We start from the raw sequence: 18,167 nt of genomic DNA, 5'->3' as shown, positions 1-18,167 counted from the left end.
CCAGGGGAATACAGGCAGGGTTAATGATTGGGGGAAGGAGCTATGAACAGGGTGGTATAGAGACAGGGAGTCCCCCTTAATTATACTAAAAACCCAAATGTTCATATTTGCTGTTGAACGATGCTAATGAGGTGAACAGAGGACGATCCTAGGGTAAAAATCACAGGAATAATGCAGTAAGGTGTCAGAGTATTATCACAATAGAATCAGGGGGATATCAGTAAAAAATCAGCCATTCCTCAGCCTGTGACCCGCCTCCCTCTACCTAAAAGATGCTCATGCTAATCTGTGTCCAGGAGCCAGAATTAGAGGGAAGAGACGATGTTGCATTACGATATGATCCGCTACGAGATAATGTATCTAAAAATGCTTGGTGCGCTTTCCAACACTGATTACTCCTTACAGTGGAGTACTTATGATTCGCCGGATCAGTTTCGACGTTTAATCTCTGAGATCCTTGAACGGCATTTCCTGGGCGATCAGGACAGGATCAAAGTTGGTCGGAAAACTCTTAAAGAATGGGCTGAGCTGCTACTGATTGATAAAGATTATTTTGATTGTTTCAAAGGTACACCAAGAGCATTGTGGTTTGCTCACCATTATATTTTTGAATACCCAGTATTATCTGCAGGGCTGACGCTTGGTGGGTTGGGGAATGACGTCGGTTGTTCTGGTAGTTTTAATTCTCTTTTAATGGACGATAATATCTTCACAAATCTTGATTTCTCTAATTTGAATACTGACCTGGACGATATAGATTGGGACCTGATAACAAATCCACAGGCCACTGCTTTAAAGAAACCGAAACGCGTTTTCTCCCGATTTTATCTGAACGCGGGAGCTAGTACCTCTCTGTATAACCCCACTCCGGTAACTGAGCGTGAACTCATCAATGGTGTGATGAGGTACATTGATGAAGCGCCATGCTCACTTGGAGATAAGATCTCTTATTTCAAAAAACTGCATGAGCGCTGGCTTGAGCAATATGATTTTTTTCTGACAGATTTTGACTGGATGTCACGTGATGACGAAATTCAGTTAGTCTATCTCTGGGACTATCTCAAAGGAAAAGGACGAATAGCAGGCTATCTTCGCCCTTATAATACCTCTATGCGTTATGACATGATTATTGCGGCTATAGATGTGTGGAACGTCCAACCTGAAGAGAAGCTGGAGTTTATTGAGAAGATGAAACATGCCTGGCAAGCGGCGAAATCTTATCGGCGATCTGCTAAATAGCGTTGTGATCCCAGCGGTTTCTTCGTCTGATTTCTCAGTATTGTTATGAATCTTAATCGACCAAGGTTCTATAGCTGTCTCTCTCTTGCCCGTTACGTACAGAGCACCGTAGCCGAGGCATGGAAGTTAGAACTTTTACTTCTGGCTCGAAGCGTACAAACTGACTGATCTGAAGGTCCGCTGTGAGCGAGGAGCGGACTTTTTCAGTCATTATCTAAACATTCAGGCCAAGTAATTTGAATCGCCATTGAATGTGTTTTATATGCCTTTGAAGTGGCCCTAACATGAAAGAGCAAGTTCAAGATTTCGTAGTTTTTACCGATGATATCGGTATTACATGCATTCAATGTGTGGGTTGCATCAGCCAGATTCGTTAGAGGGGAGCCGATTTGTACACTTATGCAATAGAAGAGGTTCAGGACATTCTGTATCGAATTGATACGGATACGAACATGACCCAAGGACAGCAAAGGGACAAGCTAAACTACGTCTGCGCTATGTTTGCTGAACTGGCGTATCACCATGTACCCGAAACAGAGATAGGCTCTAACAAGCGTGCGAAGATCATTTCTAGCGAGGCTTACAAGCAAATTCTTAAACGTAAGATGGCAAGTAGTGTAGACATAACACCCTACGTATCACGGCAACGGAATGAAGGTGAGTTGCCACAAAGTTTTATTGTCACAACCGAGCAAGTTGTAGCCATAGGACATGTTTTTGGAAAAAGATTGTTTATCGCTTTCAGAGGAACTAAATTTACATTAGGCGCCGACTGGTACACTAATTTTCAGGCAAAAAAAGTGTCCATACCTGGAGGCGGTTTTCCATGGACAAAAAGAATATCCGATCGTAATCCGGGCCTTTTTCACCGAGGTTTTTTAATAGAGGCGTATCGTATTTCTGCCCTTATCAATACAGAGTTAACCCTGCGCGGCTTTGGTCATGTCGAAGAGGTGTATCTATCTGGTCATTCTCTTGGAGGGGCTGTAGCCTTTCTCTCACAGCAGTTCCTCAGAGTTGGCCAGGTAGCTAGAATATTTATTTATGGTGCGCCACGGAGCAGTAATGTTCGTGGATGTATTGATAGAAAGTTCAAGTACCCAATTCAGGTTCGTCATGCAGGCGATCCCGTTCCGACGGTCCCACCTTTAACATTCCGCTATGTAGACTACCCTTTAGAACTGAATACCGATGGTAACCATTATCGGGACCCAAGTTTTTTGGAGTGTCCGTTTACTTCGATCTTCCGTTGGTTATGGTGCTTATGTGGGCTTGGCAAGTCACATTTTATGGAAATTTACCGTAAAGAATTAGGGGTAACGGCAGGGGCAGTTGGCGCTGAATTGGAACTTGTTCCCATGAAAAGACTAACAAATGAACAACTTAAATGAATGCTATGTACTCAATTTGGGCCGGTTTATGCATAGGATAAAATCATTATATGCGCATGAATTTTTGTAAAATTTCACGGAAACTATGCAACCATGGCTGTCATTCCAAGTAATGGAGATTCTGTTATGCCAATTTCTATTAAAGCCACGATAAACACCCGTACAGGCATCAGGGGAGTACAGCGATATGGGGATATGTATCGCTGGCGTGTTGATGCTGTCAGGTTCAGAAGCCTAACAGGACAAGATCCAACACCGTCATTCATTGCCCGTCTTAATGAGCGTAAATCCGGATGTGTAGACTCTGCTAGTTTTTATACGATTGAGGATGCTGGGGATGACCTTTGCCAGTTCTTAAAAGCAATGACTGGAGTTACATTTGAGTACTAATGATCTGACACGAAATTACTCTTTATTCTTTTTATAATGTCTGCTTCTGGCACTAAGCGGACATCTTTCAGTTCTGGATTGCACAATTTCCTTTACGTGTTAACCTAATATTCCAAATAATTTCAGACAGATATTATCTCAGTGAATCCCTGCCTTCCTGACTGGAACGCGGGGTTTTTAATTCTTCACGCTGAGACTACTGTATGAATAAACCTGATGGCCTTCAGGCCCTTGAACAACCGCTCGCGTCGCTTCCGCACACGCTTCGCCAGCTTATTCTTGAACGTATCCAGAACCTGACCCATTACGAGCCGGTGATTGGCATCATGGGCAAAAGTGGTGCAGGTAAATCCTCTCTCTGCAACGAACTTTTCCGGGGGGAAGTGTCTCCGGTGAGTGACGTGAATGCCTGCACTCGCGACGTACTGCGCTTTCGCCTACGAAGTGGTAGTCACAGTCTGATGATTGTCGATTTACCGGGTGTAGGTGAAAACGGGCAGCGGGATCATGAATACCGGGCCCTGTACCGTCGTATGCTGCCGGAACTGGACCTGGTGCTTTGGGTCATTAAAGCCGATGATCGGGCACTGACCGTGGACGAGCAGTTCTGGCACGGTGTGATGCAAACTTACAGGCAAAAGGTACTGTTTGTGATTAACCAGGCCGACAAAATAGAACCCTGTCATGAATGGGATACCCTTACCAGCAAACCTTCACCGCACCAACTGGGAAATCTTAAAGCGAAGCAGGCTGCAATTATGGCTATGTTTAAACCGCATCATCCGGTTTGTGTGGTGTCAGCCCGCACTGGATGGGGCATTGAGGAGATGGTGGCAAACATGATGCGCTGTCTGCCTGACCGCGCCACCAGTCCGGTGGTGACACAACTGCACGGGAGACACTGCACAGAGCCGGTAAAGTCGCAGGCCCGTGACAGTTTCGGCGACGCTGTGGGCCGGGTTTTTGATACGGCTGAGTCATCGTCGTTCCTGCCTGCATCGCTGAAAACGGTGATCCGTAGCGTGCGTGATGCGGTGGTGTCGGTCGCTCGGGCCGTCTGGGACTGGATATTCTTCTGACATCGCAATTTTCTATGCGAATGATGAACTGGTTGTTAATGATTTGTTGATTGTGGACATGTCCTGTCCACTGAGTTTTACCAACAATTAAATCAGGCGAAGTATCATTATCTGTCAGATGAGCGCCCACAAGCCCGGACTGCTCATAAAAAATAGTTCCGATGTTGTCCATACCCTGTCCACTCCTTCCTTTAAAGTAATCAGTATTAATTCAGAGAGTTAACTTCTCAGGAGAAATCTTTCATGACGCTTCAGGAGCGGCGACATGACCGGCTTGCTGTCAGGTTGTCGTTGATTATTAGCCGCCTGGTGTCCGGTGAAACTCTGTTTATTCGCAAACTGGCAACTGAATTCGGGGTGTCAGAGCGCACGTTACGTCGTGACTTTCGGGAACGTCTGATGTATCTCGACCTGGATTATTACCAGGGGCAGTGCAGTCTGCGCTCAGATATTCACAGTACGCGGCAGGAAATAGATATTCTGACCTTTGCTCACCGCACGGGGTTGGCCGGGGTTTTCCCGGGCTTTGACCGGCGACTGGTCAGCAGCCTGCTGGACTGTGATGAGCGACCCTGTCTGGTATGGCATCAGGACAGACCTCATCCCCCGGCAGGAAAGCTCTGCTTCTACAGGCTGGTCAGAGCTATTTCGGGATGTCAGCGCATCACCATTCTGACTGAAGGGGAGCGTCATGAGGCCGTTGCACCTTACCGGCTAATCGCCCTGGATGGTTACTGGTATCTGGTCGCTGAACATAACAGACAATTACATGTCTTCCGGCTGGATGAGATTCATCTGGTAAGGCCATCCCGGGAAACATTTATTCGCAGTGAGCTTCTCTATCAGCTGTCGGAGGACAAACATTTTATCTCTGCCTTACCTCATTTCCGTTTTATTCAGCAGTCGCTGAATTCATTTTCTCCATCAGAAAGTCGGGGGCAATCCGGACAAACTGATTAGAGATGGTCTCCACAATTGAATGTAAGGTTAATCTAATGAAAAAATTGAAATTATTGTCTTTACTGCCAGTCATGTTGTTCCCCTTACTTATCGCAGGTAATGCTCACGCAGCACGTCCTTATAGCGGGTTCCTGCCTGCGGCAGTGAATAATAAAAGTGGGAATATATTCTGGTGTGATGCCCACCGACAGGTCAGAAAACTGTGTACAGCGACGGAAGTGGATTCAATGGGATGGTTTATTGTTGTTCGCTCGAAACCTTCCAGAGATTGTCCGGGGGGAATATGGGGGTGGATCACTCCCAGTAAAGACGATGTGGCAACAGGGTATACCATTACGCCAGGTAAAGAATTCAATCTCACCATGAAGGATATGTGCAGTCCCGATATGAAAGTAACGTTCCGCCCGAATAAAAAGAACCCTCGTTATGACGATCTTGTCGGGATTTATGCTGGAAAAGAAGCGTTTCGCTACAAACAAATAAAATAATCCAACTGTTTTTTCATTACTTTATTGTTTTAAACAACAAAAGCTTTATTACATGATTTGAGGACAACATTATGCGACTGCCTTACGTAATATTTACATTAGCTATGCTGGCTTCTGTATCAACAGCACAGGCTATTCCTAATATGTGGACGAGTGGTTTTGGGATGGGCGTGACCGAATATATCATTACCAGCCCGGAGAAGGTGGTGTTTAATCTGAACTGTACTGGCAATCCGGATGCGCAGAATATTTTGCAACACGGTGTTGATCTCACTCTGCCTGATGGAACATCAGTAAGTTCTCATGACGACGGGACGGAAATAACGGTCGTCATTGATAACAGTCAGTTCTCATTACCTTCATCCCTCGGCTGGAGGAATGGCGATAATGCCTGGGTGTCATTTATTGACGCACTGGGGCAGGCAGCAGATTTCGATGTTTATGTCAGCGATAAAAAAGTAGGCACTTTCAGTCCGGGTCTGAAGAATACGCAAAAAGAGCTGTCTGACCTCAGTGAGTGCCGGACCACACACTACAGCGATTAGTTACTTACATTTCAGACCTCTCTACCCCGCAACACACCAACACCAGATAGCAACAGGCCATGCTCCTTCGGGAACATGGCCTTTTTTGTTTTTAATTCATTATCAGATAAGGAGTTAGCTATGCGATTAGCCAGCCGCTTTGGCCGTATAAACCAGATACGCCGTGACCGGCCTCTGACCCACGAAGAGCTGATGAGTCATGTTCCCAGCGTGTTCGGGAGTGACAAACATGAATCTCGTTCAGACAGGTACACCTACATCCCGACCATCACCATCCTCGAAAGCCTGCAGCGTGAAGGCTTTGAGCCGTTTTTTGCCTGCCAGACAAAAGTTCGCGACCAGAGCAAGCGGGAGCACACCAAACACATGCTTCGCCTGCGTCGTGTCGGTCAACTGACCGGCCATCAGGTGCCGGAAATCATTCTTCTCAACAGCCATGACGGTTCATCAAGCTACCAGATGCTGCCGGGGCTGTTTCGCGGCGTCTGTACCAACGGCCTGGTCTGCGGTCAGTCATTCGGAGAAGTGCGGGTACCGCATAAAGGCAATGTCGTAGAGAAGGTGATTGAAGGGGCTTACGAAGTGCTCGGGGTCTTTGACCGGGTGGATGAGAAACGCGATGCCATGCAGTCGCTGGCGTTACCAGCCCCGGCCCGTCACGCGCTGGCAAATGCTGCACTGAAGTATCGATTTGGTGAGGAGCACCAGCCGGTCACGGTATCGCAGTTGCTGACCCCACGTCGCCGTGAGGACTACAGCGATGACCTGTGGACCGTCTACCAGCGCGTGCAGGAGAACCTGATGAAAGGTGGATTGTCAGGGCGAACCGCTCAGGGGAAAAGCAGCCGCACCCATGCTGTTACCGGTATTGATGGCGATGTGAAGCTCAATCGCGCCCTGTGGGTTATGGCAGAAAACATGCTCGCGTTTTTCGAGCGTTAAACAACCGTTCCGGCATAAGGAGATAGTTTAATGGATACACACAACCCTGAGTTCGCTGAGCAGGCAGCAATTACTGCCTCGGTGGTCCCTGACGAGCTACGCATCGGCTTCTGGCCGCAGCACTTTGGCTCCATCCCACAATGGATAACCCTTGAGCCCCAAATCTTCGGCTGGATGGATCGCCTGTGCGCTGATTACAGCGGCGGCGTCTGGAGCTTTTACACACTCAGCAATAGCGGCGCATTTATGGCTCCGGAGCCTGACGGTGAGAAATGGACGTTGTTCAACCCGATGAATGGCAACGATGCGGAGATGAGCGGAGAGGCTGCCGGTATAGCAGTCTGCCTGATGGCTTACAGCCACCACGCCTGCCGCACCGAGTGTGACGCTATGACTGGACACTATTATCGCTTACGCGACTACGCGCTAAACCATCCGGAATGCAGCGCCATTATGCATCTTATCGACTAAGGAATGCCTGACATGAATACTGTATTATCCCTGGAGTCATCGCAGCCTGAACTCTTTCCGCTGGCGGTTATGGCCCAGCATGGTTGCCTGCTCCCCGCGACCTCCGGATTGACACCTTATGCCCAACGGACCATTCGACGTGCTATCAACCTGCTGGATAAATATCTGCGCCAGCCCGGCATGTCCTTTACCTCAAGCACTGCTGCCCGTGACTGGCTTCGGTTACAGCTGGCAGGACAAGAACGGGAAGTGTTTATGGTGCTCTATCTCGATAACCAGCACCGTTTACTGGAGAGTGAAACGCTATTTGCCGGTTCGGTTAACCATGTCCAGGTCCATCCCCGTGAGGTGGTGAAGTCAGCGCTTCGCTTCAATGCTGCTGCTGTTGTGCTGGCGCATAACCATCCATCCGGTGATCCGGAGCCCAGCCAATGTGACCGCAACATTACGGGCAGGCTTAAAGAAGCGCTGGCACTGGTTGATGTGAACACTCTCGATCATCTGGTTATCGGTTCAGATGGAATTGTGTCGTTTGCAGAGCGAGGCTGGATATGAGGGCACTTCAATGAAATCTACTGACTCAGAGAACGATTCATTTCTCAAGTGGGGTCTGAATCGTAATGTGACACCTTGCTTTGGCGCTCGTCTGGTACAGGAGGGAAACCGGCTGCACTATCTAGCTGACCGGGTCAGTATCACCGGTAAGTTCAGCGAAGCAGAATGTCTTAAGCTGGATGTGGCATTCCCACATTTTATCAGCCAGATGGAGTCGATGTTGACTACTGGTGGAATGAATCCTCGCCATGCCCACTGTGTCACCCTGTACCACAATGGTTTCACCTGCGAAGTCGATACCCTTGGCAGTTACGGCTACGTATACATCGCCGTTTACCCCACTCAACGTTAACTAACTCTACAAGAGCAAATATGAAAACTCTACCTGCAACAACTCCGCAGGCGGCGAAGCTATGTCTGTTGCCCGTGGCAGTGTGGCAAATGCTGCTTGCACGCCTGCTGGAACAACATTATGGCCTGACACTCAACGACACGCCATTCAGTGATGAAACGGTAATTCAGGAACATATCGATGCCGGTATATCTTTGGCCGATGCCGTTAATTTTCTGGTGGAAAAGTACGGGCTGGTTCGTATTGATCGCAGGGGATTCAACTGGCAAGAACAGTCCCCTTATCTGCGGGCGGTCGATATTCTGCGGGCGCGACAGGCAACTGGTTTATTGAAAAGAAATCGTATTAGCGCGGCACGGTGAACATTGGGAATAGCCTCCCTGATTCACATTGCAGTCTTACTTATTTACTCACTCCAAAAAGCACCTGCCGATGCTGGTTGGTGCTTTTACTTATATGGACGAAACATCATGCAAATTGAAGCTGTAATTTTAACTGGGCACATTATCGCAAGCACAATCCGGGAATGCTGGGCCGTCGTTGTTGATGGTTTTGACGCATACTACGAACAAGCTTATGATCCAGCATAATTTCTTTTCCTCATGAAGGGACTGGTATGGGCAACAGAATGTGGATGATCCGCGGTGACGGCGGCAAGCTCTATGACGATTTTCGCGATAAGCAAATTGTAGGCATCGGTTGGTCTCAGCTGGCTCCATTAGTCAAACCCGGCCTATCCCGAGCCCAGTTACTCGCCTTATACCAGGAGGCTGATCCCTTAACAAAGCTCGGAACAGCCCGTTCTGGCGCATCGCAGGTCTGGCGTTTTGTGAATGAGATCCAAAAGGGTGATTGGGTTATTACCTATTCGCCAGCCAACCGTACTTATTTGCTAGGCAAAGTTACTTCAGACTTCCAGTATCATCCTGAATGGGTGGAAGAGGGGATGGGTATCGCTCGGCAGGTTAAATGGAATACTCAAGAAATCGACCGCGATAGACTGTCTGTTGCTACCAAAAACACATTGGGTTCTACGCTGACGGTTTTCCAGCTTCCAGAATATGCGCTAGAAGAGCTTTTGCAGGATAAGAAACCTACGGTAGATGTGATTACTCAGAATCCAATTGCGATGGATGAAGATGAGGTCGTTTCTGATCCGCTTCGCGATATGGAAATGCTGGCGTTTGAGGGTATCAAAGATCGTATCAACTCTCTTGACTGGGATGAGATGCAAAATCTTGTTGCCGGAGTTTTACGCAGTATGGGCTATAAAACGCAGGTCTCACCTGCGGGAGCTGATCGGGGTAAAGACATCATTGCTTCACCTGATGGGTTCGGTTTTGAAAATCCACGTATTATCGTTGAGGTAAAACATCGCAGGGAGCAAATGGGAAGCCAACAGATCCGCAGCTTTATCGGAGGTCGCCATAAAGACGATCGCGGGCTTTATGTCAGTACAGGGGGTTTTACGAAAGATGCTCGATATGAAGCCGACCGTTCGACGATACCACTAACGCTCTGGACGCTTGATGATCTCGTCCGTGCGCTTATTGAGAACTATGAGCAAGTGGATATTGAGACCAAACTTTTGGTACCTCTGAAGAAAACTTTCCTGCCTGCCTGAATCTTGCTTTGATAGCCATATCGGTGTTCTACTGGTATGGCTTTATACCCACTCGTGGTGTCTATTTTTTGTACGGATTTTAACTTGTGGGTACAAGTGCGGGTATAAATAATTATTCCTGCTTATAAACTACATTGATATCAGTCTATTGGGTGTGAAATTCGAGTCCGGCCTTCCACTCATCCTCTAAACACCTCTCTACGATGCCACTCCACAAACCCCTCCCTTGGATAATTCCCTTTCACCATCGGCAGCGCAATCTGCTTCCTGGCAAAATCCCAGAACAGCCGCCCAACAATCCCGCCCCCATTCACCGCCTCGGAAACCAGCACCCGCATACTTTCATCCAGCCCAATCGATCCCTTATCAAACGCCTTATGATGAATCGCACACAACGCCAGTCCGTTCGGGATCTCACACGGTCCGCCAAACTGCTTCCATTTAATATGCGCAGCTTCAAGTCCTACAGAGGCGTTATCATGTCGCGCAGATTGCTCACTCATAGTTATAAGCTCGCAGAACCTGCTGGCGGAACAGCGGATCTCGAACCTTACGGATCTGCTGGATATCAAAACCTATCTCATCAGCGAGCTCTTCCTGAATGCTTTCAGGAAAGTGCGCTTCAAGATCAGGTTTTTGTTCTTAATCAGAAGCGCAAAGTGCTCTTCATCAAACCCGCCTGCGACGTTATGTTCCACAAGTTCTTTAACGGGCGGCTGTTTGCTACCCGTGGTCGAACAGAGCTCAGTATTCTTCAGATCCCAAAACCCATCCCCCTTAAGCCGCCAGAAAGGCATATTCGGGTAATGCGCCTTCCGCTGTGGGCCAAAGCGTTCTAATAGGCTAAGCAGCTGCTAGTGGACTTCTGTACCGTAATCAAACAGTCTCGCATGCCCCTGCTGATACTTCGCCAGCACGTACAGAAGCAATAAAGGCTTATGCGGCGCACGCTGTTCGCCTTTGCGCCAGATGGTGATATCGGCAATTGCCTGTTCGAGAGTTTTGCTGAAAGCCATCGCGTTACGGAAGAAGGTAAATAATTGCGATGATGCTCGCAAAACCCAGACCAATCAACCCGCAACTAACAAAAACATGACATTACCGCACAGAACTCTATTTTCTGAATCCCCCTCGCAAATTCCAAATTTACCCCACACCAAACCGCTGTATTTATATTCAGCCCTGTATAATGACCATCAGAAATTAGCCGAATGGCAAAAGGAAGTATCAAAGAATATTTTACGAGGAATTCGCGATATGAAGGTGCTGCAACACCCCCATACCGCTAACCACAACAACTACTGAGGAGTTGAAAATGGCTGCGACGAATTTTAAGCCAGAGTTTACTGTTTGCAAAACAGAATCAGACGCTTTCACCGGCATGATTGAAAACCGCGAGCTGGTCCGCAAAAACAGCGCCCGCCGACTTCACGGCAACCAGCTCAACGCGGCGCCCGTCCATCCCCGCGCGGAGACGCCGCAGGACAGTGCCGCTTGCTGCGAACTTTATTCTCGCATAGATATGAAATACCTTCTTCTGGGCGGCGAGTGGTTAACCCGCGCGGGCTTTATCGACGGCATGCCCGTAAAAATCCGCGCCATGAAAGACTGCATTGTGATTACCCCGCAACATACAAGAGAATTATGGGGATGCCTGGAAGGTATGAGCGTGGTGAATATTAATAAGCAGAAAGTCGCGCAGTGGCTGAAGACCTTTCCGGGAGCGCTGAATGATACAGGTGATGTTCCGGTGATTAAGCGTGGGAGTGGGCAGGCTGTTTAAACTTAAGACTACCTGCACGGGCATGTAAGCACATGCCCGCACTACGCTAAGAATAACTCAATCATGATGCACTTGTTCTTTCACTGCCTTAACCAGCACAGCATGAAGCTCGCCAACGGTTAAATCGCATATCACAGGTTCGGGAATGCCACGTAGCCTGCGAATCAAACGGCAGATACCAAAGTAATCTATGCCCTCGGTGCTAAAAAGAAACTCATTTTCAGCGAGAGAAAAAGTTTTCTCATAACCGTTTTCTTCAGTGACAAGCGTAACGCCAAACGCTTCCTCGCAGTCTTCTATCATGGCATCGCCATCCATGCCGCAGATATCAAGGTCGGCTTCGATTAGGGTGTTCACATCAATGCGCTTGCGATGATGTCCAGAGGACTGACGCACAACCTCAATGACCTGCGAAAGAGTGGGGTACATTATGTTGGATTCCGTGGGTGAATAAATGATGTAGACATTCATTAATAGAACGATTTAACGCCTGGGACTTATTATTGAAGGTACAAAGAAAATCAAAACAACCCATGCAAACATCCCAATGCTTTTTAGCGGCCAGGGTTCGAATACATCAAAACACATAATTGCGCCTATAACTAATAGTGGTCCTCCCAATAATTCTAGTATTCCTATCTAAGATAGATAACTTATGAGGCAATACACGATTTAGTAAAATGGCCATGAAATGTGCGCATCCTAAAGTGATGATTATAGCTATAGTGCATTCTTTCCAGTTATCAGTGACGCCCACGCATATGAGGCATAACACAATCACAAGAACACAAAGTAACGTATTCAGCATGGAAATAATAAACTTACTCATAGCAATTGCCGCGACATTTAAAATATAAAGAATCTATGAATATAGCGCTCTTAACAGAATGACAAACGAAAATGGCTAATAATGCATTTAAGAATTTTTGTGCCTCGCTTATTTACGCAATAATCAAGTTAGCGGCTTCATGCCAGTCTCATGCACTCCACCGCTAAATCGACTTTAACAAAACACCGGCACCCCCAGCCCCACCTTCACCTCCCTCAACGTCTCCTGCGTCACCCCCTGCGCCCGCTCGGTCCCGCGCTTCAGCATCGCCATCAATTCCCCCTTGTCCTGCATATACATCGCCCTCCGCTCCCGCATCGGCGCAATCAGCTCCTGCAAACACGCCTCCAGCTCGTTCTTACACACCCGATCCCCCAGTCCGCCCGCCTGATAGTGCGCTTTCATCGCCGCCACTTTCTCCTTGTCCGGGTGAAACGCGTCGAGGTACGTAAACACCACGTTCCCCTCAATCTGCCCCGGGTCGCTCACCTTCAGGTGGTTCGGGTCGGTGTACATCGCGCTCACCGCGCGGTGAATGGCCTCTTCGCTGGCCGAAAGATGCAGCGTGTTGCCGAGCGATTTCGACATCTTGGCGCTGCCGTCGATGCCGGGCAGGCGGCTGGTGTCGCTCAGCATCGCCTTGCAGTGGCGCAGCACCGGGGCGGGCAGCAGGCTGTTCATCTTGTGCACAATCTCGTTGGTCTGCTCAATCATCGGCAGCTGGTCGTCGCCGACGGGCACGCACTCGGCCTTAAACGCGGTGATGTCCGCCGCCTGGCTGATGGGGTAGGCCATAAACCCGACCGGCAGCGAGCGGGCGAAGCCTTTCTGCGCAATCTCGTTTTTCACCGTCGGGTTACGCTCCACGCGGGCGACGGTGACGATGTTCATATACAGCATCGTCAGCTCGGCGAGGGCGGGCAGGGCGGATTGCAGGCAGATCGTGGTCAGGTTCGGGTCGATGCCGGCGGCGAGGTAGTCGGCCAGCACTTCGGGGATGTTGTCGCGGATCTTCTGCGGGTTGCTGCCGTTGTCGGTCAGCCCCTGAAGGTCGGCAATCAGCACAAACTGGCTGTGCGTCTGCTGGAGCGCCACGCGCTGGCGCAGCGATCCGACGAAGTGGCCGAGGTGCAGCGGGCCGGTTGGGCGATCGCCGGTGAGGATGGTGGGTGCGTTCATAAAGACTCCTTAATGTGCAGTGGCCGAAAGGGGTCTTAGAAAAGTGAAAGCCGCCTTTCGGCGGCTATCTGAAAATGGGGAAAACTACTCCGTGCCGCCTTTAAGAAGGCAGCCACCAGCGGTTTACGGTGAGGACGGCGTGGTTTATGTTCATGCTTTTACCGTACCACGTCCGGCGCGAAAAACAAAAGGGCACGTCATGCTGCAATCACTCAACCACCTGACTATCGCTGTCAGCGACCTGCAAAAAAGCGTCACCTTCTGGCACGCGCTGCTGGGGCTGACCCTGCACGCCCGCTGGAATACCGGGGCCTATCTCACCTGCGGCGAACTGTGGGTCTGCCTGTCGTACGACGAGGCGCGCCGGTACGTGCCGCCGCAGGAGAGCGACTACACCCACTACGCGTTTACCGTGGCGGAAGAGGATTTTGAACCGTTCTCGCAAAGGCTGGAGCAGGCGGGCGTCACCGTCTGGAAGCAGAACAAAAGCGAGGGGGCGTCGTTCTATTTTCTCGACCCGGACGGGCACAAGCTGGAGCTGCACGTGGGCAGCCTCGCCGCGCGCCTGGCGGCGTGCCGCGAGAAGCCCTACGCGGGGATGGTGTTTACCTCAGACGGGGCTTGAGGCGCGTACCTTCAGCCTGCCCGCCAGCGTCACGTGCGTGGCGGCATCTTCCTGATTGCACAGGTACTCCACCGCCAGCCGTCCCAGCTCGCTGTAGGGTAGCTGGATACTGGTCAGCGGCGGGGTGAGCTGCTCGGAGATCTTCTGGTCGTCGTAGCCCGCCAGCAGCATGTCCTGCGGGATGCGCACGCCGTTCACTGCCAGCGCCTGATAGCAGCCAATCGCCAGCCAGTCGCTGGCGCAGAAGATGGCGTCCGGGCGCTCGGCCAGTTCCAGCAGGGAGGTGGTGGCGGTAAAGGACTCGCTGAACTGCCAGTTGGTCTGGCGCACCAGGCCGTCGTCGCACGCGAGTCCGGCCTGCTGCAGCGCCGCCTGGTAGCCCGCCAGACGCTGGCGCGAGGCCTCCATCCAGCTCTCGCCGGTGATGTGGGCGATGCGCGTGGCCCCGCAGGCGATGAGGTGTTTAGTCACCTGGAAAGCGTTGGCGTAGTCGTCCGGGATAAACGACGGCAGCAGCGGCGAGCCCGGGTCGCGCTGGTTGAGCAGCACCAGCGGGATGCGGGTGCAGTCCTGGAATGCCGTCATGTCCACCTGCGTGGTGACCGGAGACGCGAGAATAATCCCGATGCAGTTGCGCTTCTCCAGCTGGCGGATGATGTTCAGCGCCAGCTCGATGTCGTCGCCGTAGTCGTAGACGGTGAGCAGGGTCTCGTTGCGCCACGCCGCTTCCCGCGCCTGGCTGATGGCGTCGATAAACGGGTCGAAGCTCTGCATGGAGCTCACCAGCAGGGCGATCTCTTCCTGGTTGCGCGGGGCGTGAACGGCGGGGAGGCGGTCGTAGCCGAGCTCGGTAGCGACGTTAATCACCCGCTGGCGGGTGTCGTCGCTGAGCTTGATGTTGCGGGACTGGTTAAGCACCAGCGATACCGTCGCCTGCGACACCCCTGCCGCCCGCGCAATATCGTTCATCGTTACCTTCGTTTTTCGCTTCATCCGTCCTCTCCCTTTCGCGAATTCGCATCATACCCTAACCGCACGCTTACGCGCCGTCGATCACGTTTCTCATTCATCGAAGCGCGAACTTTGTGAGGGGCATCGCTTTTCTTCGTGCGGGAAATTGCGCATTTATCCCGCAACTAATATTTATTAGCTAAATATTATCAGTAAGAGGACGCGTAATGAAAGAGCAGTGGAGCAGGGAGCAGGCACAGGCGTGGTATCAGCAGAAGGGCTGGCTGTGCGGGTTTAACTACCTGCCGTCGACGGCGGTGAACTGGACCGATATCTGGCAGGCAGAGACCTTTGATGCCGCTACCATCGAGCGCGAGCTGGGCTGGGCGGCGGACGCGGGCTACAACACCCTGCGCATCAACCTGCCGTTTATCGTCTGGGAGCACGACCGCGACGGGCTGATGGCCCGCATCGACCGGTTTTTGACGATTGCCGACGACCACGGGTTCAGCACCATGCTGACCCTGATGGACGACTGCGGTTTCTCCGGCGACGAGCCGTATCTCGGCCCGCAAAAGCCGCCGGTGCCGGGCAAGCACAACAGCCAGGCGGCGGCGAGCCCGGGGCGCGACAAGGTGTGCGATCCGGACTGCTGGGCAGACATTGAGCGCTATATCCGCGACGTTGTCCGCCAGTTCCGCGAGGATAAGCGCGTGCTGCTGTGGGATCTCTACAACGAGCCGGGCAACCGCGGCATTTTCGCGACCGGCACGCAGGAGGTGCAGTACGACGCGAAGCTGGAGACCTGCGCCCATGAGCTGATGAAGCTGGCGTTCCGGTGGGTGCGTGAGGAGGACCCGACCCAGCCGCTCACTGTCTGCGCGTGGCGCCTGCCGCCGGAAGAGGAGGGCGACACGTTCTTCCAGCATCCGCTGGACCAGACCGCGCTGGCGCTCTCGGACGTGGTGAGCTTCCACGCCTACACCCACACGGGGCGGATGACGGCGATTATCCAGCAGCTGCAACAGCTCGGACGACCGCTGTTCTGTACCGAATGGCTGGCGCGCCACGTGGGCAGCACCATCGAAGAGCAGCTCCCGCTGATGTACGCGGCGAAGGTCGCGCCGTACCAGTGGGGGCTGGTGCGCGGCAAAACCCAGACGTGGCTGCCGTGGCCGGTGGTGATGAAGGAGTCCACGGACTACTGCCGCCTCTGGTTCCACGACGTGTTCGAGGAGAACGGTATCCCGTTTTCACGCGCTGAAATCGCGCTGATGAAGAAGCTGCGCAAAATCGCCCCGGATCCGCAGGGCTAATAATAACGACCCGGCGCGCTGTCGCCGGGTAACCAGGTACGCACTATGGCAACGACAATGAAAATACCGTCTCGCGAGTTATGGTCCTACTTTGGCTATGGTTTAGGTCAGTGTTTTAGCTTTGGTTTAGTGGGTTCGTTTATTAACTATTTTTACACCGACGTGCTGGGGATCTCGGCGCTGGCGGCGAGCACCATCTTCCTGATTGCCCGTGCATGGGACGCAGTTCACGATCCGCTGTTTGCCAGCATTATGGACACCATTAACAGCCGGTTCGGCAAGTTTCGCCACTTTTTGCTGATCGCGCCGCTGCTGATCACCGGCGTCACGCTGCTGTCGTTCTATAAAATCGAAGCGGATATGACCACCAAAATCCTCTACGCCGGTGTGACGTATATCCTGTGGGGAACGCTGTACGCCATCTCCGATATCCCGTTCTGGTCGATGTCGTCGGTGATGACCAACGACTCCGCCCAGCGCACCCGCGCGGTGACGGCGGCGATGCTCGGGGTGAACGCCGGGATTGCCTGCGCCAACATCTTCTTCCCGAAGCTGGCGGCGTTCTTCGCCCAGTACAGCAATGACAAAGGCTACTTTATGGCGGCGCTGGTGATGATGCTGGTGGGCCTGCCGCTGATGCTTAACGGCTTTATGCAGATCAAAGAGCGCGTGCCGCCGAGTCCGGAAAAGGTGACCATTCGCGACACCTTCCACAACCTGCGCCAGAACAAGCCGCTGTTTATCGTCCTGCTGTCGTTCTTTTTCTGCGTGTTCCACAACGTGGCGGGCGGTCTTTATATCTACTTCTTTATCAACAATATGGGCGACGGCAGCCTGCAAATGGCGATTGGCGTGATGGGGATTGTCGCGGCGGTGCTGTGCCTGGTCGCCCCGATGCTGACGCGCCGGATGCAGAAGCGGAAGCTGTTTATGATCCTCTGCGGGCTGGACGTGGCGGTGCGCGTGGTGATGTGGTTTGTCGGGTATCAGCAGGTGACGATGCTGTTTATTCTGCTCGGCCTGAGCACGCTGTTCGTGATGATGACCAACATCCTCACCTCGTCGATGATTGCCGACACCATCGAGTACGCGGAGTACCACACTAACAAGCGCTGCGCGGCGATCACTTTCTCCGGGCAGACCTTCACCGGCAAGATGTCGGTGGCGGTAGGCGGCGGGTTAATCGGCGTGTTTCTGACGATGATCGACTATGTGCCGCAGGCGCAGGCCCAGAGCGATAGCGTGCTGGCGGGGCTGTTCTTCGGCATTTGTTTGTTACCGGCGATAGGCTCGCTGATCCGAATGGGGTTTATGTCGCGCTTTACCTTTACCGAGGAAAAGCATGCGGAGATGTGTCGGCTGCTGGCGGAGCGTCGGCATCATGTAGAAAATAGCCGTGCAGAGAATGAGCGGCTGGAGCGTCCGGCTCCGGCGAACTAAGAGAAATG

Annotated in this window: 20 protein-coding genes and 1 pseudogene; 17 read left to right on the top strand and 4 right to left on the bottom strand. The window is 51.7% G+C overall.

Annotated elements, in window-relative coordinates:
• Positions 1-321: 321 nt before the first annotated feature.
• The 13 genes from CU081_RS00830 to CU081_RS00775 all read left to right on the top strand — a co-directional run bounded on the left by CU081_RS00830 (position 322) and on the right by CU081_RS00775 (position 10,036).
• The gene (locus tag CU081_RS00830; RefSeq protein WP_012543045.1) at positions 322-1,239 is read left to right on the top strand and encodes a hypothetical protein; all 918 of its coding nucleotides are present in this window, start codon (positions 322-324) and stop codon (positions 1,237-1,239) included.
• A 452-nt stretch (positions 1,240-1,691) separates the two neighbouring features.
• Positions 1,692-2,630, top strand: coding sequence for a lipase family protein (locus CU081_RS00825; protein ID WP_110921105.1), 939 nt, complete (start codon positions 1,692-1,694; stop codon positions 2,628-2,630).
• Positions 2,631-2,723: 93 nt separating this feature from the next.
• Positions 2,724-3,020 (top strand): hypothetical protein, encoded by a 297-nt coding sequence (locus tag CU081_RS26100; RefSeq protein ID WP_123839383.1) that lies wholly within the window; start codon positions 2,724-2,726, stop codon positions 3,018-3,020.
• Between the two features lie 203 nt (positions 3,021-3,223).
• Positions 3,224-4,099: a GTPase family protein gene (locus tag CU081_RS00820; RefSeq protein ID WP_039268712.1), complete on the top strand. Its 876-nt coding sequence runs from the start codon at positions 3,224-3,226 to the stop codon at positions 4,097-4,099.
• Positions 4,100-4,342: 243 nt separating this feature from the next.
• The gene (locus CU081_RS00815) at positions 4,343-5,059 is read left to right on the top strand and encodes a helix-turn-helix transcriptional regulator (protein ID WP_039268713.1); all 717 of its coding nucleotides are present in this window, start codon (positions 4,343-4,345) and stop codon (positions 5,057-5,059) included.
• A 35-nt stretch (positions 5,060-5,094) separates the two neighbouring features.
• Positions 5,095-5,547 (top strand): hypothetical protein, encoded by a 453-nt coding sequence (locus CU081_RS00810; protein ID WP_039269148.1) that lies wholly within the window; start codon positions 5,095-5,097, stop codon positions 5,545-5,547.
• Between the two features lie 71 nt (positions 5,548-5,618).
• Entirely contained in the window at positions 5,619-6,092 is a 474-nt protein-coding gene (locus tag CU081_RS00805) for a hypothetical protein (protein WP_039268714.1), read from the top strand.
• 120 nt (positions 6,093-6,212) lie between these two features.
• Entirely contained in the window at positions 6,213-7,034 is an 822-nt protein-coding gene (locus CU081_RS00800; protein WP_039268715.1) for a DUF932 domain-containing protein, read from the top strand.
• A gap of 30 nt (positions 7,035-7,064) precedes the next feature.
• Complete coding sequence (locus CU081_RS00795) at positions 7,065-7,505, top strand: antirestriction protein (RefSeq protein WP_039268716.1); 441 nt, start codon at positions 7,065-7,067, stop codon at positions 7,503-7,505.
• 12 nt (positions 7,506-7,517) lie between these two features.
• Entirely contained in the window at positions 7,518-8,060 is a 543-nt protein-coding gene (gene radC / locus CU081_RS00790) for a RadC family protein (protein ID WP_045259572.1), read from the top strand.
• Positions 8,061-8,070: 10 nt separating this feature from the next.
• Positions 8,071-8,412, top strand: a complete 342-nt coding sequence (locus tag CU081_RS00785; RefSeq protein ID WP_100185454.1) for a type IV toxin-antitoxin system YeeU family antitoxin — start codon at positions 8,071-8,073, stop codon at positions 8,410-8,412.
• A gap of 20 nt (positions 8,413-8,432) precedes the next feature.
• A complete protein-coding gene (locus CU081_RS00780) occupies positions 8,433-8,774 on the top strand; it encodes a TA system toxin CbtA family protein (protein WP_039268718.1) in 342 nt (113 codons plus the stop codon).
• Positions 8,775-9,028: 254 nt separating this feature from the next.
• Positions 9,029-10,036, top strand: a complete 1,008-nt coding sequence (locus CU081_RS00775) for a restriction endonuclease (RefSeq protein ID WP_039268719.1) — start codon at positions 9,029-9,031, stop codon at positions 10,034-10,036.
• A 179-nt stretch (positions 10,037-10,215) separates the two neighbouring features.
• On the opposite strand, the pseudogene CU081_RS00770 reads toward CU081_RS00775, so the two are convergent.
• A pseudogene (locus CU081_RS00770) lies at positions 10,216-11,052 on the bottom strand (phosphorothioated DNA-binding restriction endonuclease).
• A 299-nt stretch (positions 11,053-11,351) separates the two neighbouring features.
• Here CU081_RS00770 and CU081_RS00765 point away from each other — a divergent pair.
• A complete protein-coding gene (locus CU081_RS00765) occupies positions 11,352-11,819 on the top strand; it encodes a SymE family type I addiction module toxin (RefSeq protein ID WP_022650322.1) in 468 nt (155 codons plus the stop codon).
• 57 nt (positions 11,820-11,876) lie between these two features.
• Here CU081_RS00765 and CU081_RS00760 read toward each other — a convergent pair whose 3' ends face one another.
• A complete protein-coding gene (locus CU081_RS00760; RefSeq protein WP_022650323.1) occupies positions 11,877-12,248 on the bottom strand; it encodes a hypothetical protein in 372 nt (123 codons plus the stop codon).
• Between the two features lie 574 nt (positions 12,249-12,822).
• Positions 12,823-13,827, bottom strand: coding sequence for a tryptophan--tRNA ligase (gene trpS / locus CU081_RS00750; protein WP_022650324.1), 1,005 nt, complete (start codon positions 13,825-13,827; stop codon positions 12,823-12,825).
• 199 nt (positions 13,828-14,026) lie between these two features.
• Between trpS and fosA the strand changes: the two genes are divergently transcribed.
• A complete protein-coding gene (gene fosA, locus CU081_RS00745) occupies positions 14,027-14,452 on the top strand; it encodes a FosA/FosA2 family fosfomycin resistance glutathione transferase (protein ID WP_022650325.1) in 426 nt (141 codons plus the stop codon).
• Here fosA and CU081_RS00740 read toward each other — a convergent pair.
• Positions 14,438-15,445, bottom strand: coding sequence for a LacI family DNA-binding transcriptional regulator (locus tag CU081_RS00740; RefSeq protein ID WP_022650326.1), 1,008 nt, complete (start codon positions 15,443-15,445; stop codon positions 14,438-14,440). The two genes, fosA and CU081_RS00740, sit on opposite strands and share 15 nt — an antisense overlap.
• A 185-nt stretch (positions 15,446-15,630) precedes the next feature.
• Between CU081_RS00740 and CU081_RS00735 the strand changes: the two genes are divergently transcribed.
• The gene (locus CU081_RS00735) at positions 15,631-16,719 is read left to right on the top strand and encodes a cellulase family glycosylhydrolase (protein WP_022650327.1); all 1,089 of its coding nucleotides are present in this window, start codon (positions 15,631-15,633) and stop codon (positions 16,717-16,719) included.
• Between the two features lie 45 nt (positions 16,720-16,764).
• Positions 16,765-18,159 (top strand): MFS transporter, encoded by a 1,395-nt coding sequence (locus tag CU081_RS00730; protein WP_022650328.1) that lies wholly within the window; start codon positions 16,765-16,767, stop codon positions 18,157-18,159.
• The last annotated feature ends 8 nt before the right edge of the window (positions 18,160-18,167 follow it).

The organism is Enterobacter sp. CRENT-193 (assembly GCF_002787395.1).
Lineage (GTDB): Bacteria > Pseudomonadota > Gammaproteobacteria > Enterobacterales > Enterobacteriaceae > Enterobacter > Enterobacter hormaechei_C.
This window is presented reverse-complemented; position numbering and strand designations above follow the sequence as displayed.

Excerpts from the sequence above, each read along its gene's own strand:
- CU081_RS00830 (WP_012543045.1), top strand. The coding sequence starts at position 322 with ATGTTGCATTACGATATGATCCGCTACGAGATAATGTATCTAAAAATG.
- CU081_RS00825 (WP_110921105.1), top strand. The coding sequence starts at position 1,692 with ATGACCCAAGGACAGCAAAGGGACAAGCTAAACTACGTCTGCGCTATG.
- CU081_RS26100 (WP_123839383.1), top strand. The coding sequence starts at position 2,724 with ATGGCTGTCATTCCAAGTAATGGAGATTCTGTTATGCCAATTTCTATT.
- CU081_RS00820 (WP_039268712.1), top strand. The coding sequence starts at position 3,224 with ATGAATAAACCTGATGGCCTTCAGGCCCTTGAACAACCGCTCGCGTCG.
- CU081_RS00815 (WP_039268713.1), top strand. The coding sequence starts at position 4,343 with ATGACGCTTCAGGAGCGGCGACATGACCGGCTTGCTGTCAGGTTGTCG.
- CU081_RS00810 (WP_039269148.1), top strand. The coding sequence starts at position 5,095 with ATGAAAAAATTGAAATTATTGTCTTTACTGCCAGTCATGTTGTTCCCC.
- CU081_RS00805 (WP_039268714.1), top strand. The coding sequence starts at position 5,619 with ATGCGACTGCCTTACGTAATATTTACATTAGCTATGCTGGCTTCTGTA.
- CU081_RS00800 (WP_039268715.1), top strand. The coding sequence starts at position 6,213 with ATGCGATTAGCCAGCCGCTTTGGCCGTATAAACCAGATACGCCGTGAC.
- CU081_RS00795 (WP_039268716.1), top strand. The coding sequence starts at position 7,065 with ATGGATACACACAACCCTGAGTTCGCTGAGCAGGCAGCAATTACTGCC.
- radC (WP_045259572.1), top strand. The coding sequence starts at position 7,518 with ATGAATACTGTATTATCCCTGGAGTCATCGCAGCCTGAACTCTTTCCG.
- CU081_RS00785 (WP_100185454.1), top strand. The coding sequence starts at position 8,071 with ATGAAATCTACTGACTCAGAGAACGATTCATTTCTCAAGTGGGGTCTG.
- CU081_RS00780 (WP_039268718.1), top strand. The coding sequence starts at position 8,433 with ATGAAAACTCTACCTGCAACAACTCCGCAGGCGGCGAAGCTATGTCTG.
- CU081_RS00775 (WP_039268719.1), top strand. The coding sequence starts at position 9,029 with ATGGGCAACAGAATGTGGATGATCCGCGGTGACGGCGGCAAGCTCTAT.
- CU081_RS00765 (WP_022650322.1), top strand. The coding sequence starts at position 11,352 with ATGGCTGCGACGAATTTTAAGCCAGAGTTTACTGTTTGCAAAACAGAA.
- CU081_RS00760 (WP_022650323.1), bottom strand. The coding sequence starts at position 12,248 with ATGTACCCCACTCTTTCGCAGGTCATTGAGGTTGTGCGTCAGTCCTCT.
- trpS (WP_022650324.1), bottom strand. The coding sequence starts at position 13,827 with ATGAACGCACCCACCATCCTCACCGGCGATCGCCCAACCGGCCCGCTG.
- fosA (WP_022650325.1), top strand. The coding sequence starts at position 14,027 with ATGCTGCAATCACTCAACCACCTGACTATCGCTGTCAGCGACCTGCAA.
- CU081_RS00740 (WP_022650326.1), bottom strand. The coding sequence starts at position 15,445 with ATGAAGCGAAAAACGAAGGTAACGATGAACGATATTGCGCGGGCGGCA.
- CU081_RS00735 (WP_022650327.1), top strand. The coding sequence starts at position 15,631 with ATGAAAGAGCAGTGGAGCAGGGAGCAGGCACAGGCGTGGTATCAGCAG.
- CU081_RS00730 (WP_022650328.1), top strand. The coding sequence starts at position 16,765 with ATGGCAACGACAATGAAAATACCGTCTCGCGAGTTATGGTCCTACTTT.